Annotated in this window: 26 protein-coding genes; 16 read left to right on the top strand and 10 right to left on the bottom strand. The window is 72.6% G+C overall.

Going from position 1 to position 24,583, the window contains the following annotated elements; all coding sequences use genetic code 11:
• Positions 1-25: 25 nt before the first annotated feature.
• On the top strand, positions 26-601 hold the full coding sequence (locus tag O2L01_RS01595; RefSeq protein ID WP_270119789.1) for a hypothetical protein: 576 nt from the start codon (positions 26-28) through the stop codon (positions 599-601).
• On the opposite strand, the gene O2L01_RS01600 is transcribed toward O2L01_RS01595, so the two are convergent.
• Both O2L01_RS01600 and egtA read right to left on the bottom strand, forming a co-directional pair.
• Positions 598-3,018: a polysaccharide lyase 8 family protein gene (locus tag O2L01_RS01600; protein ID WP_270119790.1), complete on the bottom strand. Its 2,421-nt coding sequence runs from the start codon at positions 3,016-3,018 to the stop codon at positions 598-600. The genes O2L01_RS01595 and O2L01_RS01600 overlap by 4 nt on opposite strands.
• Before the next feature lie 110 nt (positions 3,019-3,128).
• Positions 3,129-4,367, bottom strand: coding sequence for an ergothioneine biosynthesis glutamate--cysteine ligase EgtA (gene egtA / locus O2L01_RS01605; protein ID WP_270119791.1), 1,239 nt, complete (start codon positions 4,365-4,367; stop codon positions 3,129-3,131).
• A 177-nt stretch (positions 4,368-4,544) separates the two neighbouring features.
• On the opposite strand from egtA, the gene O2L01_RS01610 reads away from it, so the two are divergent.
• From O2L01_RS01610 to O2L01_RS01640, 7 genes are all read left to right on the top strand, one after another.
• Complete coding sequence (locus O2L01_RS01610; protein ID WP_270119793.1) at positions 4,545-5,135, top strand: winged helix-turn-helix domain-containing protein; 591 nt, start codon at positions 4,545-4,547, stop codon at positions 5,133-5,135.
• A 265-nt stretch (positions 5,136-5,400) separates the two neighbouring features.
• On the top strand, positions 5,401-5,946 hold the full coding sequence (locus O2L01_RS01615) for an NADPH-dependent FMN reductase (RefSeq protein ID WP_270119795.1): 546 nt from the start codon (positions 5,401-5,403) through the stop codon (positions 5,944-5,946).
• Complete coding sequence (locus O2L01_RS01620) at positions 5,943-6,452, top strand: flavin reductase family protein (protein ID WP_270119797.1); 510 nt, start codon at positions 5,943-5,945, stop codon at positions 6,450-6,452. The genes O2L01_RS01615 and O2L01_RS01620 overlap by 4 nt, the downstream gene beginning before the upstream one ends.
• Before the next feature lie 38 nt (positions 6,453-6,490).
• Complete coding sequence (locus O2L01_RS01625; protein WP_270119798.1) at positions 6,491-7,555, top strand: ABC transporter substrate-binding protein; 1,065 nt, start codon at positions 6,491-6,493, stop codon at positions 7,553-7,555.
• On the top strand, positions 7,552-8,415 hold the full coding sequence (locus O2L01_RS01630) for an ABC transporter permease (protein ID WP_270119799.1): 864 nt from the start codon (positions 7,552-7,554) through the stop codon (positions 8,413-8,415). The genes O2L01_RS01625 and O2L01_RS01630 overlap by 4 nt, the downstream gene beginning before the upstream one ends.
• Complete coding sequence (locus O2L01_RS01635) at positions 8,391-9,140, top strand: ABC transporter ATP-binding protein (protein ID WP_270119800.1); 750 nt, start codon at positions 8,391-8,393, stop codon at positions 9,138-9,140. Before O2L01_RS01630 ends, O2L01_RS01635 begins: the two co-directional genes overlap by 25 nt.
• The gene (locus O2L01_RS01640; RefSeq protein ID WP_270119801.1) at positions 9,137-10,504 is read left to right on the top strand and encodes an LLM class flavin-dependent oxidoreductase; all 1,368 of its coding nucleotides are present in this window, start codon (positions 9,137-9,139) and stop codon (positions 10,502-10,504) included. The genes O2L01_RS01635 and O2L01_RS01640 overlap by 4 nt, the downstream gene beginning before the upstream one ends.
• Before the next feature lie 192 nt (positions 10,505-10,696).
• Here the strand turns inward: O2L01_RS01640 and O2L01_RS01645 are convergent, their stop codons facing one another.
• Entirely contained in the window at positions 10,697-11,269 is a 573-nt protein-coding gene (locus O2L01_RS01645; protein ID WP_270119803.1) for a helix-turn-helix domain-containing protein, read from the bottom strand.
• A gap of 117 nt (positions 11,270-11,386) precedes the next feature.
• On the opposite strand from O2L01_RS01645, the gene O2L01_RS01650 reads away from it, so the two are divergent.
• Complete coding sequence (locus O2L01_RS01650; RefSeq protein ID WP_270119805.1) at positions 11,387-12,223, top strand: DMT family transporter; 837 nt, start codon at positions 11,387-11,389, stop codon at positions 12,221-12,223.
• Between the two features lie 18 nt (positions 12,224-12,241).
• Here the strand turns inward: O2L01_RS01650 and O2L01_RS01655 are convergent, their stop codons facing one another.
• On the bottom strand, positions 12,242-12,760 hold the full coding sequence (locus O2L01_RS01655; RefSeq protein WP_270119806.1) for a winged helix-turn-helix transcriptional regulator: 519 nt from the start codon (positions 12,758-12,760) through the stop codon (positions 12,242-12,244).
• Positions 12,761-12,841: 81 nt separating this feature from the next.
• Between O2L01_RS01655 and O2L01_RS01660 the strand changes: the two genes are divergently transcribed.
• The gene (locus O2L01_RS01660) at positions 12,842-14,185 is read left to right on the top strand and encodes an MFS transporter (RefSeq protein WP_270119808.1); all 1,344 of its coding nucleotides are present in this window, start codon (positions 12,842-12,844) and stop codon (positions 14,183-14,185) included.
• Positions 14,186-14,197: 12 nt separating this feature from the next.
• On the opposite strand, the gene O2L01_RS01665 is transcribed toward O2L01_RS01660, so the two are convergent.
• Positions 14,198-15,388 carry an MFS transporter gene (locus tag O2L01_RS01665; protein WP_270119811.1) on the bottom strand — a complete coding sequence of 397 codons (1,191 nt, stop codon included), beginning with the start codon at positions 15,386-15,388 and terminating at the stop codon, positions 14,198-14,200.
• Positions 15,389-15,512: 124 nt separating this feature from the next.
• On the opposite strand from O2L01_RS01665, the gene O2L01_RS01670 reads away from it, so the two are divergent.
• Positions 15,513-16,646 carry a glutathione S-transferase C-terminal domain-containing protein gene (locus O2L01_RS01670; RefSeq protein WP_270119813.1) on the top strand — a complete coding sequence of 378 codons (1,134 nt, stop codon included), beginning with the start codon at positions 15,513-15,515 and terminating at the stop codon, positions 16,644-16,646.
• Between the two features lies 1 nt (position 16,647).
• Here O2L01_RS01670 and O2L01_RS01675 read toward each other — a convergent pair whose 3' ends face one another.
• Positions 16,648-17,325 (bottom strand): phosphotransferase family protein, encoded by a 678-nt coding sequence (locus tag O2L01_RS01675; protein WP_270119815.1) that lies wholly within the window; start codon positions 17,323-17,325, stop codon positions 16,648-16,650.
• 157 nt (positions 17,326-17,482) lie between these two features.
• Here O2L01_RS01675 and O2L01_RS01680 point away from each other — a divergent pair, with 157 nt between their 5' ends.
• The 3 genes from O2L01_RS01680 (at position 17,483) to O2L01_RS01690 (ending at position 20,209) form a co-directional block, all read left to right on the top strand.
• Positions 17,483-18,211: an HAD family hydrolase gene (locus tag O2L01_RS01680; protein WP_270119817.1), complete on the top strand. Its 729-nt coding sequence runs from the start codon at positions 17,483-17,485 to the stop codon at positions 18,209-18,211.
• Positions 18,212-18,288: 77 nt separating this feature from the next.
• A complete protein-coding gene (locus O2L01_RS01685; protein WP_270119818.1) occupies positions 18,289-19,215 on the top strand; it encodes an SDR family NAD(P)-dependent oxidoreductase in 927 nt (308 codons plus the stop codon).
• A 46-nt stretch (positions 19,216-19,261) separates the two neighbouring features.
• Complete coding sequence (locus O2L01_RS01690; RefSeq protein WP_270119819.1) at positions 19,262-20,209, top strand: SDR family NAD(P)-dependent oxidoreductase; 948 nt, start codon at positions 19,262-19,264, stop codon at positions 20,207-20,209.
• Here the strand turns inward: O2L01_RS01690 and O2L01_RS01695 are convergent.
• Positions 20,206-20,793, bottom strand: coding sequence for a helix-turn-helix domain-containing protein (locus O2L01_RS01695; protein ID WP_270119821.1), 588 nt, complete (start codon positions 20,791-20,793; stop codon positions 20,206-20,208). The two genes, O2L01_RS01690 and O2L01_RS01695, sit on opposite strands and share 4 nt — an antisense overlap.
• A gap of 80 nt (positions 20,794-20,873) precedes the next feature.
• Between O2L01_RS01695 and O2L01_RS01700 the strand changes: the two genes are divergently transcribed.
• Positions 20,874-21,830, top strand: a complete 957-nt coding sequence (locus O2L01_RS01700; RefSeq protein ID WP_270119823.1) for an NAD(P)/FAD-dependent oxidoreductase — start codon at positions 20,874-20,876, stop codon at positions 21,828-21,830.
• A gap of 68 nt (positions 21,831-21,898) precedes the next feature.
• Here O2L01_RS01700 and O2L01_RS01705 read toward each other — a convergent pair whose 3' ends face one another.
• The 3 genes from O2L01_RS01705 to O2L01_RS01715 all read right to left on the bottom strand — a co-directional run bounded on the left by O2L01_RS01705 (position 21,899) and on the right by O2L01_RS01715 (position 23,892).
• Positions 21,899-22,129, bottom strand: a complete 231-nt coding sequence (locus O2L01_RS01705; protein ID WP_270119824.1) for a hypothetical protein — start codon at positions 22,127-22,129, stop codon at positions 21,899-21,901.
• A gap of 106 nt (positions 22,130-22,235) precedes the next feature.
• The gene (locus O2L01_RS01710) at positions 22,236-23,117 is read right to left on the bottom strand and encodes an NmrA family NAD(P)-binding protein (protein WP_270119825.1); all 882 of its coding nucleotides are present in this window, start codon (positions 23,115-23,117) and stop codon (positions 22,236-22,238) included.
• A gap of 28 nt (positions 23,118-23,145) precedes the next feature.
• Positions 23,146-23,892, bottom strand: a complete 747-nt coding sequence (locus tag O2L01_RS01715; RefSeq protein ID WP_270119827.1) for an enoyl-CoA hydratase/isomerase family protein — start codon at positions 23,890-23,892, stop codon at positions 23,146-23,148.
• Between the two features lie 86 nt (positions 23,893-23,978).
• Here O2L01_RS01715 and O2L01_RS01720 point away from each other — a divergent pair, with 86 nt between their 5' ends.
• The gene (locus tag O2L01_RS01720; protein ID WP_270119828.1) at positions 23,979-24,521 is read left to right on the top strand and encodes a TetR/AcrR family transcriptional regulator; all 543 of its coding nucleotides are present in this window, start codon (positions 23,979-23,981) and stop codon (positions 24,519-24,521) included.
• Positions 24,522-24,583 lie beyond the last annotated feature (62 nt).

The following is a 24,583-nucleotide window of genomic DNA, read 5'->3' on the forward strand; positions in this document are numbered from 1 at the left end:
GACCGGTCGATCGTTTGGAGGCGTCATGGACGGGACTGGCGCGAGGCCGCGCGGGCTCGGATTCGCGAGCGGTGTGCTGTGGGTCCTGACCGGGCTCCTCGTGGCGGCCGCGGTGGTGATGATCGCGATGTACGGCCGGTTCCAGGAGGACTCGGGCCGGGCCTGCTCCGAGGTGGCGGACCTGGAGCCGCCGGGCGGCTGGAGCGACGCGTCGTTCCCTTGCGAGCAGTTGGGGCCCATGGCCTGGTACCTGCCGTACTGGGGCTCGGTGGCCGGCTGTCTGGTCTTCGCGGCGCTGTTCCTGGTCGCGGCGGTCCTCACCGGCCGGTCGCATCCGCGGGCGCGCGGGTTCGCGCTGTGGACCGGCGTCGCGGCGGTCGTGCTGCTGGCCGTCCCCGGTCTGCTGGACCTGGGCCGGGCCCTCGGCGCGATCGGCGCGAACCAGGCCGACAGCCTGGTGGCCGACCGGCTTCACGAGACGTTCCCGGCGTGGGTGGAGACGATGTCCACGGTGGTGCAGGTGCTCGTGGTCGTCGGGGTGGCGACGGCGGCGTGGCTGCTGTCGCGCCCGGAGGTGCGGGCGTTCCTCAAGCGGCGCTAGCGCAGTCGGACGGTGTGGGTCCGGCCCAGCGTGCCTCCGGTGTGGACGGTGAGCTTCGCCTGGTCGCCGAGTTCGGCTTCGATCGTGTCGTCCGTGTCGAGGACTTCGCTGGCGGCGTAAGGCAGTTCGACGGTGATCGTCTCGGAAGTGCGGCCGGGGTCGGCCACGGCGACGGCGATGCCGTCCTCGCTTCGGGTGACGATCACGGTGGCGGGGCCGTCGCAGGCGAGGCCGCCGGTCTCGCCGGCCTGCCAGAAGTGGGCGGCGAGCACGCTGTCTGAGGCGACGGCCTGCACGGTCGTGGTGTTGGCGAGGACCTCGAGGGTGGGGTTGGCGGCCCAGACCGCGGTCTCGGCGGCGGTGGCGGTAGGCAGCAGCATGTAGGCGTACGAGGCGTCGGTGGGCGAGACGCCGTGGTCGTACCAGAGGGTGGCGTACTTGCGGGTGTGCACGTCGGTGTCGCCGCCGCCGGTGGTGCCGCCCTGCTCGATGTCGTTCCAGGCGCCCCGGCGCGTCTCGCGTCCGACGCGCAGTCCGGGGTTCTCGCCGGGGAAGACGTAGCCGGCGACGCCGGGCAGGTGGAGCCAGGCGGCGCCGTCGACGGCGGTCTTGAGGTCGGTGTCCTCCTGGGGGAAGACGCCGTCGACCGCCATGCGGCGGTCGCCGTCGGCGTGGCGGTTGCGGTGCTCCACGGTGGTCCAGACGGCGCGGCCGTCCGAGGCGGTGATGCCCGCGCCGAGCGCGCAGATGACGTCGTCGACCACGAACCAGGCCTTCTTGGCGCGCAGGGAGGAGCCTTCGGCGGCGAGGTCCATCGCGGTGGCCGCGTACCGGTCGTCGAGTGCCGCGCCGCCCGCCACTTCGTTCTCGGGCAGGTGGACGACGAGGTCGTGGCCGTGCCCGATGACCTCGCGCTCGCGCGAGTCGACGGTGATGCCGGGGAGCCGGTAGGGGTTGGCGGTGGGCCAGAACTCGTCGCCGAACTGGAGCGGGTCGTCCACGGTGTACAGGTAGGACGTGCCGTCGCCGAGGTACCAGCCGCGCAGGTTCTCGCCGCCGACCATCTCGTACCCGGCGACGCGGCGGGAGGACATGGACAGCGCCCACGACCACTGCGGGCGGCGCACGACGAGGCGGGCCATGTTCGGGTAGACGCGGGTCAGCTCGGGGCGGGGCGCGGCCTCGATCGCGTTGTCCGCCAGGAGTTCCCGGGTCTGCCTGATGCCGCGCGGCTCCATGGACTCGAAGAACGGGACGGCCGAGCGCTCGATCCAGCCGCGCGCCTGGGCCCGCCACCGGTCGCGGTACTCGGCGGGGGCGAACTCGGCGAGGGCGAGCAGCGCGGCGGTGATCTCGGGCCCGGTGTGGCTGTCGCGCTGGGTCGGGCGGGCGATCGCCCTGCCGCGCAGGCAGTCCATGAACAGGCCGTCCTCGGCGAACGGGGTGATGGAGCGGTCGACCGCGTCGTACAGCCCGGCCAGCTCGGGGTCGGTGACCTCCCAGACCGAGCCCTGCAGGAGCGCGAGCGCGAAGGTGAGCGAGTTGAGCAGGACGAGCCCGTAGCTGCCGGTGCTCGGCACGTGCCCGTGCTGGATGAACGAGCCGTCGCGGTGGAAGCCGTCGCCTTCGTCCACGAGCCGGAACAGGCTGTTCTCGCCGTCCTCGGCGGTGTCGGAGAGGCCGTCGCGGGCGAGTTCGAGCTTGGCGAAGTCCTCCCCCACGAGGCCGCGCAGGGCCACGATCGCGGCCTTGTCCGCGCGGTTGGCGCCGGTCTCGCGCGTCTCGGACGCGGAGGTGCGCTCGTCGGCATTGGGGCAGAAGCGGTCCACGACGGCGACGTAGCGGCCGAGGTGGTCGCGCGGGATGCGGTCGCGCATGAGGGTGCAGATCTGCATGAGCGCGGAAGGCGCGCCGATCTCCCACCAGTACCAGTTGCCCGCCGGCTCGGCGTCCTCGTTGTAGCCCAGGCGGTAGAGGAGGTCGAGCGCCCCGACCACGTCCTCCGCGACGTCGTCGCGGTCGAACAGCTCGGTGCCGGGCGTGGCCCAGGCCAGGGCGATGCGGCGCAGGCGGACGTAGGAGTTGGTGAAGCCCAGGGGATCGGCGGCGGGGCCGAGGTCGGGCCAGAGCCCGGTGCGGTCCGCGCCGCGGTCCATCACCTCCCACTCCTCGGCGGATTCGCGGTCGAGCACGCGCAGCGGCCGCCCGTAGTCGATGCCGTCGTTCGCGGTGACGCCGCCGGTGAGGAGGGACTTCGCCCGCTCGCGGAGGGCGGCGACGTCGAGCGGGCCGGAGCCGGCCCAGGGCTCGGGCTCCTCGGGGAGCGCCGAGATGACGCCCAGGTCGGGTTCGCGCAGCATCACGGCGGCGGCCGCGGCGCCGACGCCGACGAGGCCGAGGGCCCCTCCGAGGAGCACTCGTCGATCCAAAGGCGGCATGCGGTTCCAACTCCGAGCGGCGGCAAAGTCGCGCCCATACTAGCCGCCTCGCACACCCGTCCCGCACGCAAAGGCGACGGGCGTTCGCCTTATGCCGCTTGGGCGACGAGGTCGTCGGCGCGGGTGCGGCCGCGGGCGACGTAGGCGTCGGTGAAGCGTTCGAGGACGGCGGCGAGGGCCGGGTCCGGTTGGGCCGCAAGGGCGGCGGTGAAGCAGGCGGTGGCGGCGCGGTGGAGGGCGTCGTCGTGGAGGGCGGCGGTGGCGGCGCGGAGGTAGAGGTCCGCGGCGGTGGCGCGGTGCCAGAGCGGTTCGAGGGCGGCGCGGGCGCGCTGGGCCGCGAGCGGGTCGTCGAAGAGCGCGGCGGCGAAGGCGACGGGCGCGATCCAGTCGGGTCCGGGCTGGGCGTCGATCATGCGCAGTTCCAGATAGGAGCCGCGGGGCCGCACGGGCGGGAACAGGGTCGAGAGGTGGTAGTCGAGGTCGTCCAAGGTGGGCGCCTGGTGGTAGTCGCCGTTGATCCAGTCGCGGAAGGTGAGGCCGCGCGGGACGGTCCAGCGGCCGGGGCCGCGCACGGCCATCACGCGGGCGTCGAGGGCGTAGCGGGCCCAGGACTCGCGCGGGTCGCCTTGGGCGCCATGGCCTGCAACGACAGGGCGGGAGCGGGTGCGGTCGATCGCGGCCCACACGTGCTGGCGGGTCGAGCGCCACATGCTGGGCTCGCCCCGGCGCAGCGGCGAGTTGGCGAACGCGGCGATGAGGACGGGCGCGAGGCGGTGCGCCAGGTCCCAGCGGTCGGCGATCCCCTGGGGGCCGTCGACGTCGAGCCCGATGTCGACGCAGACCTGGACGGACGCGGTGTTGGACATCATCCAGCGGCCGGCGCGGCCGTCCTGGTCGAACAGCTCCTCCATCGCCTGGTAGCGCGGCGTGCGGAGGACTCTGCGGGGCAGGCGGATCGGGTCGAGGCCGAGCCCGAGGAGCTCGTAGCCTTCGGCGGCGAGGGCCGAGGCAACGCGGCGGCGGTCGGGTTCGAGCTCGGCGAAGCACTCCCCCGCCGAGGCGGCGGGCCTGGAGCTGAGCTCGAGGGCGCCGCCGGGCTCGAAGCTGAGGCGGCTGCGGCGGGGCAGCGCGTCCCGAACGGCGAGCACGGCTTTGAGGGATTCGGGATCGAGACGGCGGCGGCGGTCGGCCGCGCTGGTCACGAGCGATTCGACCTCGGCGCCGATGCGGGCCGGGACGGTGGGGCGGAAGCTCTGGGCCGCGATGTGGTCGAAGGCCGCTTCCACGGTGAGGGGCGGGGCGGCGACGAAGAGCGAGGCGTCGGACATGGGTGACCTCCGAGCGGTGATCTTTATCCTATCTATTCGCTAGGATATCTAGATTTTAGAGGCCGAGAACACTTCGCGCAAGTGACCGCTTGATTCCCATTTGATCAGTAGGATATGCTCGCTGCGGTGCCGCCCGCTCCGAATCCGTTCCGCACGACCGAAACCGAAGGCGCCGCCATGACTCCCGTCCCGACCCGCACCCGCCCGCAGCCGCACCGCCGCACGGGCGCTCCCACGGTCACCGTCACCATCGAGATCCCCGCCGACGACCCGCGGCTCGTCCGCCGCCTCACCGCCGCCCTCGCCGGCATCGGCCAGAGCCGCATCACCGTCGCCCCGGATGTCCCCGCCCTGGAAGCGGCCCAGCCGGAAGCGGCCCCGCCCGCCGGGCCGAAGGCCGCGCCCGCGCTCGTCATCGACGTGCCCGGCCGCGAGGTGCTCCTGCGCGGTGCGCCGGTCGCCTTGACCCGCTTGGAGTTCGAGCTCCTGGCCTTCCTCGCGCGCTACCCCGGGATGGTCCACACGCGGGCCGAGCTGCTCCAGTACGTCTGGGAGACACCGGACACCGGGCTCGCCGGACGCACCGTCGACGTCCACGTGCGGCGCCTGCGGTCCAAGCTCGGGGAGTTCGACGAGCTGGTGGGCACCGTGCGCGGGGTCGGCTACCGGTTCGCGCGCAGCCGCGAGGTGGAGTACCGCACCGGGACGGCCTCCCCTGCGGCGGACCGGCTCCTCGGGATCGAATTCCCACCATCCAAGAATTCCTAGTATTTCGATAGGACTACTGCTATCGTTCATCGCATGAAGTCCGCCAGCGTCCTCACGCGGCGGCGCGAGATCGACCAGATGCGCGCCGCCAGCGCCCTGTGTCAGCCGCGAATGCGCTAGAGCGCAGCCCCGTCGCGGGCAGCACCACGGCTGCGCTCGATCTCAACTCCCATCTGCGATTCCCCAACGGGCCCAAAGGGTCCGTCCCCGGCGCGCGCCCTCGACCGGTGCGCCCGCCCAGACCTCCCACCGTAAGGACTCCGACGTGACCGTCGACATCGCGCTGACCACTGTGGTCGGCAATCCGAAACGCCTCTCCCGCACCCTGTCCACCGCCGAAGCGCTCACCGCCGCCATCGGCGCCGAACTCGGGGCCGAGCCGCACCCGGCCTCGATCGACCTCGCCGAGCTGTACCTGGACGGCATCGAGCCCCCGCACGACGGGTTCGAGCACGCCGTCACGCGGATCGCCAAGGGCCGGGTGCTCATCGTGGGCACACCCGTCTACAAGGCCAGCTACACCGGCCTGCTCAAGCTCTTCCTCGACCAGCTCCCGCCCCGGGCCCTCGAAGGGGTCCTGGCCGTGCCGGTCACCATCGCCGCCTCGGCCGAGCACCGGCTGCTCGCCGACCTCCAGCTGCGGCCGGTCCTCGCCGAACTCGGCGCGAGCCTGCCCGTGCCGTCGCTGACCCTGCGGGAGAGCGAACTCGCCGAGCTGCCCGAGCACGTCGGCGCGTGGACCGAGGCGCACATTCCGGCCATCGAAGCCGCGCTCGCCTTGGGCCGCAAGCCGATCGGGGCGCTGGCATGAGCGCGCGACTCGAAGCCCGCGCCGGGGTGGCGCCCGAGGCGTTCCGGACCCTGTTCCGCGCCCACCCCGCGGGTGTGACCGTGGTGTGCGCGGACGCCGGGGACGGCCCGGCCGGGTTCACGGCCACCTCGCTCACCTCGGTGTCCATCGACCCGCCGCTCGTGTCGTTCGCCATCGCCACCGGGTCCTCGGCCTGGCCGGCGGTGCGGGACGCCGCGAGCCTCACCGTGAACTTCCTGTCCTCCGGGCAGCACGAGATCGCGACCCGCTTCGCCACCAGCGGCATCGACCGCTTCGGCGGGCCGACCCTGTGGTCGCGCCTCGAGAGCGGCGAGCCGGTGCTCGACAACGCCCCGTCGTACCTGCGGGCCGTCGTCACCGACCGCATCGAGGCCGGGGACCACCACGTGGTCCTGGCCCTGGTGGTGGGCGCCGAGACCGGCGACGACCATGAACCGCTGGTCTACCACGCGGGCGGCTACTGCGCCGCCGCGCCGCTCGACTGACCCGACTCCCTCCAGACTTTCTTGAAAGGCCAATCCCCATGCCATCCAACGTGACCCGCAGGACCCTCATAGCCGGCACGCCCGCCGTCGCGGCGCTCGCGCTCGCGGCCTGCTCCGAAGAACCGTCCGGGCCCGTGCTCGCGGCGGACGCGGCGATCCCCGCCGAAGTCCCGGAAGGGACGGTCCTCGTCGTCGGGGACCCGCAGAACCAGATCGCGTACGAGCTCTCCGGGCTGAGCAAGGAGCTGCCGTTCGAGGTCGAGTGGGCCAACATCTCCGGCGGCCCCAAGACCGCCGAGGCGTTCCGCGCCAAGTCCCTCGACATCGGCTCCGTGGCGGACATCCCGCCGATCCACACCAACTGGACGGGCCTGCCGACGAAGATCGTCGCGGCCTCCTACCGGGTCGACCCGCTGGCGCACCCGATCTACGACCTCGGCATCGCCCCGGGCGCGGACGTCAAGAGCCTGGAAGACCTGGCGGGCAAGCGGATCGCCTACTCCCCCGGGCAGGCGCAGGGCGCGTTGATCCTGCGGGTGCTCGACGCCGCCGGGCTGACCCAGGACGACGTGGAGCTCGTGGAGCTGCCGAGCACCGGCGACACGTACTCGAACGCGCTGGCCGGCGGTGAGGTCGACGTCGCGCCGATCGGCGACTCGCAGGTCAAGTCGTACCTCAACAAGTACGGCCCCGACGGCGGCACGACGATCCCGCACGGCATCCGCGACGACCCGTGGCTGCTGTACGCGCCCGTCGAGGTGCTGGAGAACGCGGACAAGGCCGCCGCGATCGCCGCGTACGTCAAGCTCTGGGGCGCGGCCCGGCTGTGGACCCGCGCGAACAAGGACGCGTGGATCAACGCCTGGTTCGTCGAGCACGAAGGACTGTCCTACGAGGACGGCGAGTATCTGTTCGACAGGCAAGGCGAGCCGGACTTCCCCGCCGACTGGACCGAGGGCATCGAGCGCCACCAGGAGACCATCGAGATCCTCGCCGAAGGCACCGGCAACGAAGTGCTCGACGCGGAGGACCTGTACGACCGGCGGTTCGAACCGCTGGTGGCCGAGGGCATCGCGGAGTACGGAGAGGCAGGTGCGCCGTGACCGCCGTCGACGTCAAACCCGCCGAGACCGACCTCTCGGGCCACGACGACGCGGCCGGCGGGCGGGCCTCGCGCCCGCGCGGCAAGCGCCGCCTCGGGCCCGGCAAGGCGATCCCGCTCGGGTACCTCATCGGCCCGCTCCTGCTCCTGGGCGTCTGGATCTGGGGCTCGGCGGCGGGCTGGATCGACCCGCGCGTGCTCACCGCCCCGTGGACGGTGGCGACCGCCGCGTGGGACCTGTGGGAGTCCGGGCGGCTCGGCCCGGACCTGCTCGTCTCGGCCCGGCGGTTCGCGCTCGGCCTCGCCTTCGGCGTCGCCGCCGGGCTCGCCCTGGCGCTGGTCTCCGGGCTGAGCCGCTGGGGCGAGGCCGTCGTGGACGGGCCGGTGCAGCTCAAGCGCTCCATCCCGAACCTCGCACTGCTCCCGTTGCTGCTCTTGTGGTTCGGCATCGACGAGCGGATGAAGATCATCACGATCGCGCTCGGCGTGCTCATCCCGATCTACCTCCACACCCACAACGGCCTGCGCTCGATCGACGGCCGCTACGCCGAGCTCGCCGAGACGCTGCGGCTCGGCCCGGCGGCCTTCATCGGCCGCGTGGTCCTGCCCGGCGCGCTCCCCGGGTTCTTCCTGGGGCTGCGCTTCGCCGTCACGGCCTCGTGGCTGTCCCTCGTCGTGGTCGAGCAGGTCAACGCCACCAGCGGCATCGGCTACATGATGCTGCTGGCCGGCACGTACGGGCAGACCGACGTCATCATCGTCGGCCTCGTCCTCTACGGCCTCTTGGGCCTCGGCTCCGACGCCATCGTCCGCATCGCACAGAGGAGGGTCCTGTCATGGCGACGAACGCTCGAGGACTGACCGCCGCGACCACGGTCCGCATCCGCGACCTGCACCGCTCCTTCACCGACGACCGGCCCGTGCTCTCCGGGCTCGACCTCGCCATCGAACCCGGCGAGTTCGTCGCCCTCCTGGGCCGCTCCGGCTCGGGCAAGTCGACGCTCCTGCGGGCCCTCGCGGGTCTGGACCAGGATGCCCGGGGCACCGGCGACATCGAAGTGCCCGAACAGGTCTCGGTGGTGTTCCAGGACTCGCGGCTGCTGCCGTGGCAGCGGGTGCTCAGCAACGTGGTGATCGGCCTCAAAGGTCCGGACGCCAAGGCCCGGGGCCGCGAGGCCCTGGCCGAGGTGGGGCTCGCCGGGCGCGAACGGGCCTGGCCCCGCGAGCTCTCCGGCGGCGAGCAGCAGCGCGTGGCGCTCGCCCGCTCGCTGGTACGCGAACCCGAACTGCTCCTCGCAGACGAGCCCTTCGGGGCCCTGGACGCCTTGACCCGCATCAAGATGCACGGGCTCCTGCGGGCCCTCTACGAGCGGCACCAGCCCGCCGTCCTGCTCGTGACGCACGACGTGGACGAGGCGATAGTCCTCGCGGACCGGGTGCTCGTCCTGGACTCGGGGAACGTGCGGACCGAGCGGCGCATCGACCTCGACGGCCACCGCGACCCGTCCGACCCGCGCTTCGCCCGGATCCGCACCGAACTGCTCGCCGCGCTCGGCCTGGGCGCCGACCTCAAGGAGACCGCATGAGCCCCAAGCCCTTGCACCTCAACGCGTTCCTGATGAACACCGGCCACCACGAGGCCTCCTGGCGGCTCCCCGAGTCCGACCCGCTCTCCTCCACGAAGATCGGGCACTACGCGAACCTCGCGCAGATCGCCGAGCGAGGGAAGCTCGACTCGGTGTTCTTCGCGGACTCGCCGTCGCTGTGGGGCGACATCGGCAGGCGCCCTTCGGGATCGCTCGAGCCGACGGTGGTCCTTGCGGCCCTGGCGGCCGTGACCGAGCACATCGGACTCATCGCGACCGCGTCCACGACGTACAACGAGCCGTACAACCTGGCGCGGCGCTTCGCCTCGATCGACCACCTCTCCGGCGGCCGGGCGGGGTGGAACATCGTCACCACCGCGACGCTCGACGCGGCCCGCAACTTCAACCTCGACGCGCTGCCGACCCACGCCGCGCGGTACGAGCGGGCCGAGGAGTTCCTGCGGGTCGCGAAGCGGCTCTGGGACTCCTGGGACGACTCGGCCATCTTGGGCGACAAGGAGACCGGACTCTGGGGCGACCAGCGCCTGGTCTACCCCGCCGAGCACGCGGGCGAGCACTTCCAGGTCGCCGGCGCGCTCAACGTGCCCCGCTCCCCGCAAGGGCACCCGCTGCTCGTGCAGGCCGGGTCCTCCGAGAGCGGCCGGGCCTTCGCCGCCGCGCACGCCGAGGCGGTGTTCACCGCCCAGCAGACCCTCGAAGAGGCCCAGGCGTTCTACGCCGACCTCAAGCGCCGGGCCGCCGCATTCGGGCGCGACCCCGGCCAGGTGCTGGTGCTGCCGGGCATCGTGCCGGTCCTCGGCGACACCGAGGCCGAAGCGCGCGAACTGGAGGCCGAGCTCGACCGGCTCATCGTCGCCGAGTACGCCCGCGACAACCTCGCCGGGCTCCTCGGCGTCGCGCCCGAGGAACTGGACCTCGACGCGGAACTGCCGGCGAACCTGCGGCCCGAGTCCGAGATCGAGGGTATGAAGAGCCGCTACACGCTGGTCGTCGAGCTGGCGCGGCGCGAGCGGCTGACCGTGCGGCAGCTGATCGGCCGCCTCGGCGGCGGGCGCGGGCACCGCACCTTCAGCGGCACGCCCGAGCAGGTCGCGGACGCCATCGTCGACTGGGCCGACAACGGCGCGGCGGACGGGTTCAACATCATGCCCGCCGTGATGCCCTCGGGCCTGGAGGCCTTCGTGGACAAGGTGGTGCCGATCCTCCAGGAGCGCGGCCGGTTCCGCACCGAGTACACCGGCACCACGCTGCGCGAGCACTACGGCCTCCCGCGCCCGGAGAACCCGCGGCGTCGCGAGGCGCTCGAGACGGCGGTGAGGGGCGTCCTCGCCCACTCCCGCTAGTGACGCCCCCGCGGAGCGGCCGCACCTCCGCTCCGCGGGGTCTTGGACGGTCGGCGGGGGGGGTGCCCCGCACCCGGCGGGGAACCCGGGGGCGGCGCGTTTTGGTTGCCCGCCCCGCCGCGCGGCGGGGCCTGGGCCGGGGGGGGCCCGGATTCCCGATCAGCTCGCGGGAATCCGGTCGCCGACGCTTTTTCATGCCCCGGGCGGAAGCTGGACGGTCATGACGAGCGTGCAGGTCCCCGTGCCCGCCCCGAAGTAGGCGTGCGGGACGTCGCCGCCGAAGGCCGCGGTCTGCCCTGCTTCGAGCGCGTGCTCCGTGCCGTCCACGACCAGGGTCATCCGCCCGGTCATGACGTTGACGGTCTCGCGCACGCCCGCCTGGTGGGGGTGGCTGGTGTACGCCTCGCCGGGTTCGAGCCGCCAGCGCCAGACCTCGACCGGGGCCGGGCCGGGGGTGGTGAGCATGAGCCGGGCCTCGCCGCCGCGCTCGCCTGTCCACAGCGGTGTGATCGCTTCGGCGGTGGCGATGCGGACGCGGTCGTCGGGGGCGCCCTCCATGAGCGCCGAGACCGAGACGCCGAGGGTGTCGGCGAGCCGGACGAGCGTGGCGAGGTTGGGGTTGCCCTGGGCTTTCTCGAGGCCTACGAGGGCGCCTTTGCTGACGCGGGCGCGGCGGCCGAGTTCGTCGAGGGAGAGGCCCGCGCGGACGCGGGCGGCCTTGACGTTGGCCGCGACAGTGCGCAGGGCCGCCTCTGCTTCGCTCAATGGGGCCGCCTTCCTGAAACCGAGGTCACTCGAATGGTCTGCACGGTCGTTTGACTGAACCGCTTCGGTCGTTCTACGATGCTATCCGGTCGTTTCGATGGAGGATGGTGGGATGCCGTGATCGCGCTGGCGCTGGCACTGGGCAGTTCGCTCGCCTACGGCTGCGGCGATTTCCTCGGCGGGCTCGGGGCCCGCAGGGCGCACGTGCTGCGCACGGTGATGGTCGCGGCCCCGGCGAGCCTCGTGGTCGAGCTGCTGCTGTGGCCGCTGCTCGGGGCCTCGTTCGACGCGGCGACCCTGGCCTGGGGCGCGGCCTCGGGCGTCGCTTCGGCGGGCGCGTTCGTGCTGCTGTACCGCACGCTCGCGATCGGCCCGATGAACGTGCTCTCGCCGATCACCGCGCTCGTCTCGGCGGCGCTGCCGGTAGGGGTGGGCCTGCTTCAGGGCGAGCACCTTGCCGCGGCCGGGATGATCGGGCTGCCGCTCGCGCTGGTCGCGGTGGTACTCGTGAGCGCCGGGCCGGGGGTGCGCGGGCCGCGGCCGTCGCGGACGGCGCTGCTGCTGGCGTTCGGCGCGGGCGCGGCGATCGCGCTGCAGCTCGTGTTCCTGCACCAGGCGCCCGCCGAGAGCGGGGTCGGGCCGCTCATCGTCGGCCGCGCGGTCTCCTCGGCGGTCACGTTGGGCGCGGCGTTCCTGTTGCGGCGCAGGCTCGGCCTCGAGAAACCGGCGTACGCGATGTCGGCCGCCGCCGGAGCGCTCGACTCGGTCGCGAATCTGCTGTTCCTCTTGGCCGCCCGCAGCGGGGACCTCGCGGTGGTCGCGGTGATCGTCGCGCTCTACCCGGCCGGGACGGTCCTCCTGGCCCGCAAGGTCCTCGGCGAGCGCCTCCACCGCGGCCAGCTCATCGGCCTCGGCACGGCGGCCGCCGCGGTCACCCTCCTGGCGCTGAGCTGACCCGGTCCCGGGCCGGCGTCAGGCCGGTTCGGGGACGACCGGTTCGAGGAGCCGGCGCGGTCGGTTCATGGCGCGACTGACCGGGTCGTCGCGTTTCGGGCCCGGCCCGGGGTACATCTCGACGTCGCCCGCCGCCACCGGACCGCACTCGGGGCAGTCGCCGGTCGGCAGCAGCTTGGTCCGGCAGTCGGCATGCCGGAACAGTCGCGGCGGTTCGCCGCCGATGTGGCGGTGACTCCATACCGAGAGGGCGTAGACGACCGGCCACAGCTCGACGCCAGCGTCGGTGAGCAGGTACTCGAACCTCGGAGGCGACGCCTGGTACTGCCGCTTCTCCAGGACGCCGCCCTCGGTCAGGCGCACGAGGCGATCGGAGAGGACCGCCTTCGGGATGTCGAGCCGGACCTGGAAGTCGTTGAACCGCCGCACGCCGTAAAGGGCGTTCTGCACCACGAGCAGCGTCCAGCGTTCGCCGAGCAGTTCGAGCGCCCGGGAAAGCGAGCAGTCCTGTCCGAGGTAGTCCTTGCCGAGTGCCATGACGGCATCCTACCCCGGTTCAATGAATGAACCCACACTGCTACGCTCCCTAGGTTCATTGAACGAACCTAGGAGTCCGCCATGACGACACTCGCCGAGCCCCGGCCCGCCACCAGGACCGGTGCGGTCCTGGCCCTGCTCTGCGCCGCCCCGCTGCTGGTCATCCTCAACTACTCGACGCCGCTGATCCTCGCGCCCCAGACCAGCGCGCACCTCCACGCCGGCGCCACCGGCCACACCTGGATCATCAACGCCATCTCCCTCGGCCTGGCCGTCCCGCTGCTCACCTCCGGCAGCCTCGCGGACAACCGCGGCCGCCGCAGCGTCCTCGTCGGCGGCGCCTGGCTGTTCGCCGCCGCGATCCTCCTCGCCGCGCTCGCCCCGAACACGATCGTGTTCGTCATCGCCCGCATCGTCCAAGGCGCCGCCAGCGCCGCCCTGCTCACCTCGAGCCTGGGCATCATGGGCGCGGTCTTCACGGAGGCCGACGACCGGCGCCGGGCCACCGCCGCTTACGGCGCGATGATGGGCCTCGGCGTGGGCGCCGGGGCGGTGCTCGCCGCGCTCCTCAATGCGGCCTTGGGGTGGAACGGGCCGTACTGGCTGTACGCGGCGGCCGCGGCGGGCCTGGCGCTGGCGGGCCGCGCCGTGCTGCCGGAGTCGCGGGCCGAACGGGCCCGGCGGGCCGACCTCGCGGGGACGGTCACGCTCGGTCTCGCCGTCGCCGCGCTCATGTCGGGACTGACCCTCGGCCGCCAGGGCTGGTCCGACCCGGCCGTCATCGTCCTGCTGGTCGCCGCCGCGGTGTTCACGGCGGTGTTCATCGCCGTCGAACTGCGGGTCCGGGAGCCGATGCTCGACCTGGCCCTGTTCGCCCGGCCGGCGTTCCTGGTCGCCTCGCTCGGCGCCCTGGTCACCGGGATCGCGGTCATCAGCATGATGAGCTACCTGCCCACGGTGTACCAGGACGAGACGGGTCTGGGGCCGGTGGCGACGGCGGTGGTCGTCGCCGTCTGGTCGGCCGTGGCGTTCGCGGTCTCCTTGCAGGTCAAGCGTTTCGCTATCGGGTCCGGGACGCTCCTGGTGGCGGCGCTGGTCGTGGCCGGGATCGGCTCGGTGCTGCTGATCGGCCTGGCCGACGGCTGGTCGTGGTGGCACGCGGTGCCGGCGCTCGTCGTCGCCGGGGCGGGCTACGGGGCCGCGAACCCGGCGCTGACGCGGCTCAGCATCGACAGCGTCCCGGCCGACCGGGGCGGCATGGGCTCGGGGGTGAACAACACGATGCGGTACATCGGCACCGCGGCGGGCATCCCCGTCGTGGCGACGCTGGTGGACGGCATCGGCACCGACGGCGCCCTGCTGGCGTGCACGGCGCTCGCGGTCCTGGCGGCGGGCGGCTTCGCGCTCCTGTCAAGGCGGGCTTGACGAATCAGCGGGTTACGAGGCGACCAGGTCCGGGGTCTCGGTGCGGCGTTCGGCCGCGCCTGTGGTTGCGGCGACCGCGAGGGCGGTGAGGCCCAGCGCCACGCCGATCCAGACCGGGGCGAGGAGTCCGAAGCCGCCGTCGATGGCGAGGCCGCCGAACCAGGCGGAGAGGGCGATGCCGACGTTGAACGCCGCCGCGTTCACCGAGGAGGCCAGCGAGGGCGCCTCCTTCGCCACGTCCATGACGCGGGTCTGGAAGACCGGGACCATCGCGAACCCGGCCGCGCCCAGGACGAACACCATGATCGCGGCCGGGACCGCGTACGGGGCAACAAGGGCGAAGACGACCAGTGCGGCCGTGGCGGCGGCGATGGTGCCGTAGAGGGTCGGCATGAGCGCGCGGTCGGCGAGGCGGCCGCCGAGGAGGTTGCCGCCGGTCAGGCCGACGCCGAAGAGGATGAGCAGCCAGGGCACGGCCCCGGTGTCGAAGCCGGAGACGCGGGTGAGGATCGGCTCGAGGAAGGTGATCGCGGCGTAGGCCGCGCCCCAGCCGAGCATCGTGATCGTGAGGACCTGCCAGACCTGGGGCCGGCGGAAGACCGCGAACTCGGTGCGGAGCGAGCCGCCGGTGTCGCCGGGGCGGGAGGGCACGAACGCGATGATCGCGGCGAGCGAGACCGCGCCGATGACCGCGATGCCCCAGAACGCCGCGCGCCAGCCGAGCTGCTGGCCGAGGGCGGTGCCGAAGGGCACGCCCACGACGTTCGAGAGGGTCAGGCCGGTCATCATGAGCGCGATGGCGCGCGAGCGCCGCTCGGGGGCGACGAGGCCGGCGGCCATGACCGGGCCGATGCCCATGAACGCGCCGTGGCAGAGCGCGGAGACGACGCGGCCGGTCATGAGCACGCCGTAGTCGGGGGCCTTCGCGGCGAGCACGTTCCCGGCGATGAAGAGGCTCATGAGGACGATGAGCATGGTCTTGCGCGGCAGGCGGGTCCCCGCGGCGGTCATGATCGGCGCGCCGATCGCGACGGACGCGGCGTAGCCGGTGACGAGGAGCCCGGCCGTGGAGATCGAGACGTCGAGGTCGTCGCCGAGGGGGCCGAGGAGGCCCACGACGACGAATTCGGTGAGACCGATCCCGAACGCGCCCAAGGCGAGTGCCCCGAGTGCGAACATGCGGCGGCGTTTGGAGGTGGCCATGGCGGTCAAGTATTCGCCGCCGCACGGCGCCTTGTCCAGTACTTTTTACATCCATTGGAAAAATGCGCCCGAAGCGCGTCGCCGACGCCGCCGGGAGGCGGCCGGAGCCGCGTAGGCTGGGCCCGTGGCACAGAGCGAACCGAACCGGACCGACGGCACCGAGCACTCGACCAAAGGCGCGTACGTGACCGGCGGCGAGTTCACCAGGGACACGAACTACATCGAGGACCGCATCGTCGCGGATCCGGCGGCCGTGCGGGCCGCGCCGATCGAGCCGCACGCCAAGGTCGGCGACCCGCGCATGGCCGGGCTCACCGAGGGCGCGCAGGCCTGGCCGGTCGAGCCGGGCCGGTACCGGCTCGTGGCCGCGCGGGCCTGCCCGTGGGCGCACCGGTCGATCATCATCCGGCGTCTGCTCGGCCTCGAGGACGTGCTGTCCCTCGCGACGCCGGGGCCGACGCACGACGTGCGCTCGTGGACCTTCGACCTCAACCCCGACGGCCGCGATCCGGTGCTGGGAACCGAACGGCTGCAAGAGCACTACTTCAAGCGCTTCCCCGGGTACCCACGCGGCATCACCGTGCCCGCGATCGTCGACGTGCCCTCCGGCGAGCTCGTCACCAACAACTACCCGCAGCTCACGTTCGACCTCTCGACCCAGTGGACCGCGTACCACCGCGAGGGCGCTCCGGACCTCGTCCCGGCCGGGCTGGTCGACGAGATGATCCCGGTGATCGAGCGGATCTTCACCGAGGTCAACAACGGGGTGTACCGCGCGGGCTTCGCCGGGTCGCAGCGCGCCTACGAGCGGGCGCACGAGCGCCTGTTCACCGCCCTCGACTGGCTCGAGGAGCGCCTCACCGAGCGTCGCTACCTCATGGGCGACCACATCACCGAGGCCGACGTGCGGCTCTTCACCACCCTCGTGCGCTTCGACCCGGTCTACCACGGCCACTTCAAGTGCAACCGCAACAAGCTCACCGAGATGCCGGTCCTGTGGGCGTATGCGCGCGACCTCTTCCAGACCCCCGGGTTCGGGGACACTGTGGACTTCGACCAGATCAAGCGGCACTACTACGTGGTGCACGAGGACATCAACCCGACGCAGGTCGTGCCCGCCGGCCCGGACCTGGCGAACTGGCTCTCCGAGCACAGACGGGAAGCCTTGGGCGGCAAGCCCTTCGGCGACGGCACCGCGCCCGGCCCCATGACGGCCGAGGAGCGCCCGCCGGGCGCGAACCCGCTCTACCGGAGCTGAGTCACCAGCCCGCGGTGGTCGCGATCCGGCCGTCCCACATGTCGACGGCGGGGCCGTCCGGGTCCCAGCGGCGGCAGAACTCGCGCAGCTCGACGCAGCGCGCGACCATGGCGTCCTGGCGATCGGCCCAGTCCGGGACGGGCCCGCCGTAGCCCGCGAAGAACGCATCGAGGGCGTCGACGCGGTCGGGGTGGTGCGTCCGCACGATCCACTCGCACCAGGCGAGGTCCTCGATCGCCTCGCCGAGGTGCGCGAACTCCCAGTCGACCACGCCCGTCACGGCGTACGTGCTGAGGTTCGAGGTGAAGCCGAGCAGGAGGTTGTTCGGGCCGAAGTCGCCGTGGACCAGCACGGGCCCGCGGCCCGGCAGCGGCGCGCTGAGGGACTGGGGCGGGACCGCGTGGATGCTCCGCAGGATCGCGCCGCAGACGCGCAGCACCTCGGCGGCGTCGCCGGTCTCCAGGAGTTCCTGGCCCGGCATGCCCGGGACGAAACCGAGGGTCAGGGCGTCCCCGTCCGCGCCGAGCACCGGCGGGACCGGGACGACGTCGGCGAGATCGGCGAGCAGCCGCCCTTCGCGTTCGCGGCGCCCGGCCGCGTCGGGCCCTTCGTAGCGCTTGACGACGGTGGTCCCGTCGCCGTGGGTCCGGTTCGTGTAGCCGTGCGGGAGTCGGCGCATCCGCCGAGTATGCGGCAGCGGTACCGCGGCGGGCCAGCGGTTTAACGCCGGTCGAATACACGGTGCGGCGTGTGAGCTGCGGCCGTGACGGTGGCTCGGCCGCCCGCGCTCGGTTACGGTTGCGGCGACCGCCGCAGTCCAGGACGGAAGGCCCGCCGTGATCTACAGCCTCTTCGACTCCGCCGCCGCATACCGGCCGACCGAGGCCGAGCAGTCCGAGCCGGTGCCGCCGATCGAGGCGGTCCTGTTCGACTTCTCCAACACGATCTTCAAGCTCATCGACGCGGGCACCTGGCTGCGCCGCGTCGCCGCCGAGACCGGCCGGGCGATCGACGACGACCTCATCGAGAAGACCGCCGCGCAGCTCGGCGAGACCTACCGGATCCCCGAGGTCGCCGCCCTGCAGATCGGCCGCGACGAGTCCGCCGAGAAGCACCGCGAGGCCCTCCTCGGCTGGTTCGCCCACGTCGACTTCCTGCAGGGCATCGAGGCCGAGGCGTACGCCGCGATCGCCGCGCCTGACGCGTGGGTGCCCTACCCGGACACCGAGCCGCTGCTGCGCGAGCTGCGCCGCCGCGGGATCAAGACCGGCATCGTCTCCGACTTCCCTTGGGACGTGGGCGTGCACATGGAGCACTTCGGTCTCGACGACCTCATCGACGTGCGCGTCGTCTCGTACCAGTACGGCACCGAGAAGCCCGACCCCGTGCTGTTCCGCGCCGCCTGCGAGCGCCTCGGCGTCGACCCGCGCCGCGCCCTCATGGTGGGCGACAACCCGGCCAAGGACGGCGGCGCGGCCGCGAGCGGCCTGCGCGCGTACATCCTCCCGGGCGAGGTCCGCACCGGCGAGCGCGGCCTCGCGCACGTCCTCGGTTTCCTGCCGTAGCACGGCATCCCTTGAGGACGGTCCTCATCGACCTGCGGGTTTGCGCTGGAGTGCACTCCAGCTTCTAGCCTCGGGGCATGAGCGAACAACAGCACCCGATCGGCTCGGGCTTCGGCGCCCGTTCCACCGCGAGCGAAGTCCTCGCGGGCATCGACCTGACCGGCACGACCGCCGTCGTGACCGGCGGCTACTCCGGGATCGGCCTCGAGACCACGCGGGCCTTGGCGAACGCCGGGGCGAGCGTGATCGTCCCGGCGCGCCGCCCCGAGACGGCCGCCGCGAACCTCGACGGCCTGAAGGGCACCGAGGTCGACGAACTCGACCTCGCCGACCTCGACAGCGTGCGCGCCTTCGCCGAGCGGCGGCTCGCGGACGGCCGGCACATCGACCTCCTCATCAACGGCGCGGGCGTCATGGCCTGCCCCGAGACGCGCACGCCGGGCGGCTGGGAGCTCCAGTTCGCGACCAACCATCTCGGCCACTACGCGCTCGTGAACCGGCTCCTGCCGCTGCTCGACGGCGCCCGAGTCGTGTCCGTCTCCTCGGGCGGCCACGGCCTGTCCGCGATTCGCTGGGACGACCCGCACTTCGAGGGCGGCTACGACCGCTGGCTGGCGTACGGCCAGTCCAAGACCGCGAACGTGCTCTTCGCCGTCGAGCTCGACCGGCTCGGGGTCAAGGCGTTCGCGCTGCACCCGGGCGCGATCCTCACGCCCCTGCAGCGGCACATCCCGGTCGAGGAACAGCGCGAGATGGGCTGGATGGACGCCGAGGGCAACCCGCCGGAGTACTTCAAGAACACCGAGCAGGGCGCGGCCACGCAGACCTGGGCGGCCACCTCGCCGCAGCTCGACGCGCTCGGCGGCGTGTACCTCGAGGACTGCGAGGTCGCCGAGGTGAGCGCCGAAGGTGCCGGAGTGCGCCCGCACGCGATCGACCCCGATGAGGCCCGGCGGCTCTGGGCGTACTCGGCCGGGCTCACCGGTGTGAACGCCTTCGCCTGACCTCGCGGTTTGCCTTGGAGTGCACTCCAAGTCGTAGCTTCGGGGCATGAGCCACAAGCAGCAACCGATCGGATCGGGCTACCACGCCCGCTCGACCGCCGCCGACGTCCTCGACGGCATCGACCTCGCCGGGACGACCGCCGTCGTGACCGGCGGCTACTCGGGCATCGGCCTCGAGACCACGCGGGCCCTCGCGAACGCCGGGGCCCGCGTGGTCGTCCCCGCGCGGCGGCCCGACCTCGCCTCGCAGCACCTCGACGGCATCCCCGGCACCGAGGTGGACGAACTCGACCTCGCCGACCTCGACAGCGTGCGGGCTTTCGCCGAACGGCGCCTCGCGGACGGCCGGACCATCGACCTCATGGTGAACAGCGCGGGCATCATGGCCTGCCCCGAGACCCGCACACCGCAGGGCTGGGAACTCCAGTTCGCGGTCAACCACCTCGGGCACTTCGCGCTCGTGAACCGGCTGCTCCCCCTGCTCCGCGAGGCCCGCGTCGTGTCCGTCTCCTCCAGCGGGCACCGCCTCTCCCCGATGCGCTGGAACGACACGCGCTTCGAGCGCGGATACGACCGTTCGGAGGCGTACGGGCAGTCGAAGACCGCCAATGCGCTCTTCGCGGTCGAACTCGACCGGCTCGCGGCCCCGGCCGGAATCCGCGCGTTCGCCCTGCACCCGGGCGCGATCCTGACCCCGCTGATGCGGCACGTCCCGGAGTCCGAGCAGCGCGACATGGGCTGGATCGACGAGCACGGCAACCCGCCGGAGCACTTCAAGACCGCCGAGCAGGGCGCGGCCACCCAGACTTGGGCGGCCGCCTCGCCGAAGCTGGACGGCCTCGGCGGCGTGTTCCTGGAGGACTGCGAGGTCGCGGCGGTGAACCCCGACCTCGGTCCGGGACCGGGCGTGCGCCCGCACGCGATCGACCCCGATGAGGCCCGGCGGCTCTGGGCGTACTCGGCCGAGCTCACCGGTGTGAACGCGTTCGCCTAGGCGCCCTTGGCTTTCGGTTTGGCGCGCAGATGGGCGCGTTCGCCCTGGCTTCCGAAGAGGCTCAGGAACTCAACGGAGCGCCCGTCGGCGTTGCCGAACCAGTGCGGGGTGCGGGTGTCGAACTCGGCGGCCTCGCCCGGCTTCATCACGAAGTCGTGCTCGCCCAGGACGACCCGCAGGTTCCCGTTGAGGATGTACATCCACTCGTACCCCTCGTGGACCTGCGGAGTCGGCTCGCTCCTCTCGCCGCCGGGGATGATGAGCTTGTACGCCTGGATCCCGCCGGGGCGGCGGGTGAGCGGCAGGTAGATCATGCCGCCCCGGGTGACCGGTCGCATGTGGATGCGCGGGTCGCCCAGAGGCGGGGCGTCCACGAGGTCGTCGAGGGTCACGCCGTGCGCTTTCGCCAAGGGCAGCAGGAGTTCCAGCGTCGGCTTGCGGGCGCCGGACTCGAGCCGCGAGAGGGTGCTCACCGAGATCCCGGTCTGCTCCGAGAGGTCCGCGAGGGTCGCCTCCCGCTCCTTGCGCAGCGCGCGCAGGCGCGGGCCGACCGCGCCGAGGGCCTGGTCCATCGCTTCGTCCATGATCCGAGTTTGCCAGATCGGCAACAATCTTTGCCAGTTCCGCAGGGTCTCGTTTACGGTCGTGCCCGGAGGTGGTCGCAGTGACCGATGAACTGAGGGAACAGTACGACGTCGTGGTGATCGGCGGCGGCGCCGCGGGCCTGAACGGGGCGCTCATGCTCGCCCGCGCCCGCCGGTCCGTGGCCGTGATCGACGCGGGCGAGCCCCGCAACGCCCCCGCGCACGGGGTCCACGGCCTGCTCGGACGCGAAGGCATGCCGCCCGCGGAGCTGCTGTCGATCGGCCGCGGCGAAGTGCGCCAGTACGGCGGGCACGTCGTCGACGGCGCTGTCACGGGCGCGAAAGCGGGCGAAGGCGGCTTCACCGTCGCGCTGGCGGACGGCCGGGAGGTCAAGGCCCGCAAGCTCCTCGTCACGACCGGCCTGGTCGACCGGCTGCCGGAGATCCCCGGACTGGCCGAGCATTGGGGCAGGGACCTGGTCCACTGCCCGTACTGCCACGGCTGGGAGGTCAAGGACGAGGCGATCGGGATCGTCGCGACCGGACCGATGTCGATGCACGGCGCGCTCCTGTTCCGGCAGTGGACCTCGGACCTGGTGGTGTTCACCAATGAGCGTCTGGCGCTGCCGCCCGAGGAGGCCGAGAAGCTGAAGGCGCGGGGCACACGGATCGTCGACGGCGCGATCGAGCGGATCGAGTCGGAGAACGGGCGCATCAGCGGTGTGCGGATGGCCGGCGGCGAGTTCGTGCCGCGGACCGTGCTCGCCACCGCTTCGCGCATGGAGGCACGGGCCGGATTCCTGCAGGACCTGGGGCTGAACACGGTCGAGCACCCGTCTGGCGCGGGCGAGCACGTCCCCGCCGACCCGTTCGGCCGCACCGAGATCCCGGGTGTCTGGGTCGCCGGCAACGTCACCGACCTCATGGCCCAGGTCGGCGCCGCGGCCGCGGCGGGCGCGATGGCCGGGGCGCAGATCAACATGGACCTCGTCAACGACGACACGGCAGCGGCCGTGGCCGCGTACCGCGCCAGGTAGGCGGGAGACGTTGCAGGGCCGGGACAGTGTCCCGGCCCTCCAACGTGTCTCCTACTCCCCTGGGTCCGCTAATGCCCTGTGGGGGCGTTCCGCCAGATCATCTCGATGACCTCTTCGTCGGCGCGGCGCTCCTCGTTCCCCGTGGAGCCTCCGCCGCCGCCGAAGCCCAGGTCCTCGAAGTCATCGTCACCGCCGTCGGCCGCGGACACCACGGTCTCCGTGCCGATCTCCACCGGCAGGTCGGCCGCCGCGTAGTCGATCGCCTCGCCGCCGAACCCGCCGTCGCCGCCGTCACCCATCGCGTGCCTCCTCGTGTCGCCTGACGTCCCCTCCATTGTCGCGGGAGTCCGCCACACGCGGGGTCCGCCAGGAACCGATGTCGAGTTCGGGTGCTGCCTGCGGCCGTCACGCGCGGGCCGCCGCAAAGGCGGCGGCGCCCTCGCGGTCGAGCCAGGTGGCGAAGTCCATCAGGTCCGGATGCTCCTTGCGCAGCGCGTCGATGTCGGCGTGCCAGCCGCCGTTGTTGGCGAAGTCGTAGCCGGCGATGGCGTCGGCGCCCCTGTCGCCCAGGGCCTCGCGCGGAATATTGCGGTAGGCGACGGGTTGCCGCAGTGCCCGCTCCATGGCTCGGACGATCTGCGGCATGGTCAGCTCGTCGCCCGCGAGTTCGACGGTCCGGCCGACGTACTCGGCGGGACGGGTGAAGGCCAGCGCGGCGAAGGCGCCGATGTCGGTCGCCGCGATGAGCTGCAGCGGCACGTCCGGAAGGACGACGTCGGTGAGGACGCCGTCGCGGACGCCCATCTGCGGATGGACCTGGTTCTCCATGAAGCGGACCGGCCGCAGCGCGGTCAGCGGCAGGTCCAGGTCGCGGGCGTACCGCTCGAGGACGTCCTTGGTGTGCCAGCGCGTGATGCCGTGAGCCGCGTCGGCCGCGCCGACGGAGGCGTAGACGAAGCTGCGGACGCCCGCCGCGGCGGCGGCGTCGGCGACGTTGCGGCCCGCGCGGAGCTCGTCGTCGATGGTGAAACCGGTTGGCGTGCCCGGGTAGCCGATGGTGGGTTGGACGCTGAAGACGCCGTCGACGCCGTGCATGGCCGCGTCGAGCGAGGTGCGGTCGCCCATGTCGCCGCGGACGAGTTCGGCGCCGGCGACGGCGAGCGCCTGCGCGGCGGAGGCGGCGGGGTCGCGGACGAAGGCGCGGACCCGCTGCCCGGCGGCCAGCAGTGCGCGCGCCGTGGCGCCGCCTTGAGTGCCGGTGGCGCCGGTTACGAGAACGGTGGTCATCTTGTCTCCCAGTGGTGTCGAGTACGGGTCAGGTGTTGAGCAGGTGGTGGGTGCGGCCGAAGGCCAGGTCGTCGACCAGGCGGCGCTGCCACGGGCGCTGGACGACGGCATGAGTGAGCCGCCGGGTGGATCGCGGCGCGGCCATGATCTCGGCGGCCAGCTCCCAGGCGCGAGGCAGCAGCCGCTCGCCCGGGACGACCTCGTTGACCAGGCCCAGCTCCAGCGCCTCGGCGGCGGTGACGCCGGCTCCGCTGTAGAGCAGCCGCGCGGCCCGCTTGAGGCCGAGGAGCTCCTGAAAGACCAGGTGCTGGCCGTCGCCGGGCACGGCGCCGGATCGGAAGTGGGTGTCGTCGAAGGCGGTGCCGGGGGTGCACAGTGTCAGATCGCAGGCCAGGGCCAGTTCCTGGTGGTAGCCGGGGCCGTTGAGCGCGCCGATGGTCGGCACGTCCACGGAGAAGACGAGGCTTCGCAGGAGTGCGATGCCCTCGCGGTAGAGGTCGTAGCGGTCCTCGCTCCGCTGCGCCGGCGACCGGTCGCGCAGGGCGGGGTCGAGCCCGCCGGTCCACGCGTCGCCGGTGCCGGTGAGGACCAGCACCTCGTTGTCCGGATCCGCGCCGACCTCGCGAAGCACGTCGCCCCAGGCGCGGTGCAGCGCGAGTGACATGACGGCCGGACCGCCGCCGGTGTGCATGCGCAGCAGGAGCACGCCGTCGCGGCGTTCCATCGCGAAATGCTCGGCGTACCGGGCGGCGTAGTTCGGTGGCTGGGAGTTCATGGCGCCTCCTAAACAGGGAGTCTCCCCGTTTATCGTCGGCTACGATACAGGGACAGTCCCCGTTTATGCAAGCGCTGGGAGGCGGGATGCGGGCGGACGCCCGACGCAACTACGACCGGCTGGTGGCCGCTGCCAGGACGGCCTTCGCCGAACTGGGGGCCGACGCGCCGCTGGACGACATCGCCGTGCGCGCGGGAGTCGGCAACGCGACGCTCTACCGGCACTTCCCCACCCGGCAGGCCCTGCTCGAGGCGGTCTTCCGCGACCACATCGACGCGCTGTGCCACCGAGCCGAGGAACTGATGTCGGCGCCCGAGCCGGGTTCGGCGCTGCGGGAGTGGATGGGCGCGGTGATCGCGCAGGGAAGCACGGAACGCGGACTGGCCGCGTCACTGCTGGCGACGCTGGGCGAAGACGGCCCGTCGTGCCGCGCAGCGGTGTTCGGGGCGGCACGAGGGCTGCTGGAGCGGGCCCAGGAGACGGGCGAGGTCCAGGCCGGGGTATCGGTCGAGCAGTTGTTCAAGCTGGTGAACGCCATCGCGCTGGTGACCGAGACGGAGCCGGACGCGTCCGGGCAGGCGGCCGCCCTGCTCGACCTGGTCTTCCAGGGCCTGATCCCGCGCCCGTGAATGACGGACGCGGGCCCGGCGGGCGGGCCGGCCCCGCGCGATCGTCCCCGATGGCGGCTCCG

The organism is Glycomyces lechevalierae, assembly GCF_027622945.1.
In the GTDB taxonomy this organism is placed as follows: Bacteria; Actinomycetota; Actinomycetes; order Mycobacteriales; family Micromonosporaceae; genus Glycomyces; species Glycomyces rutgersensis.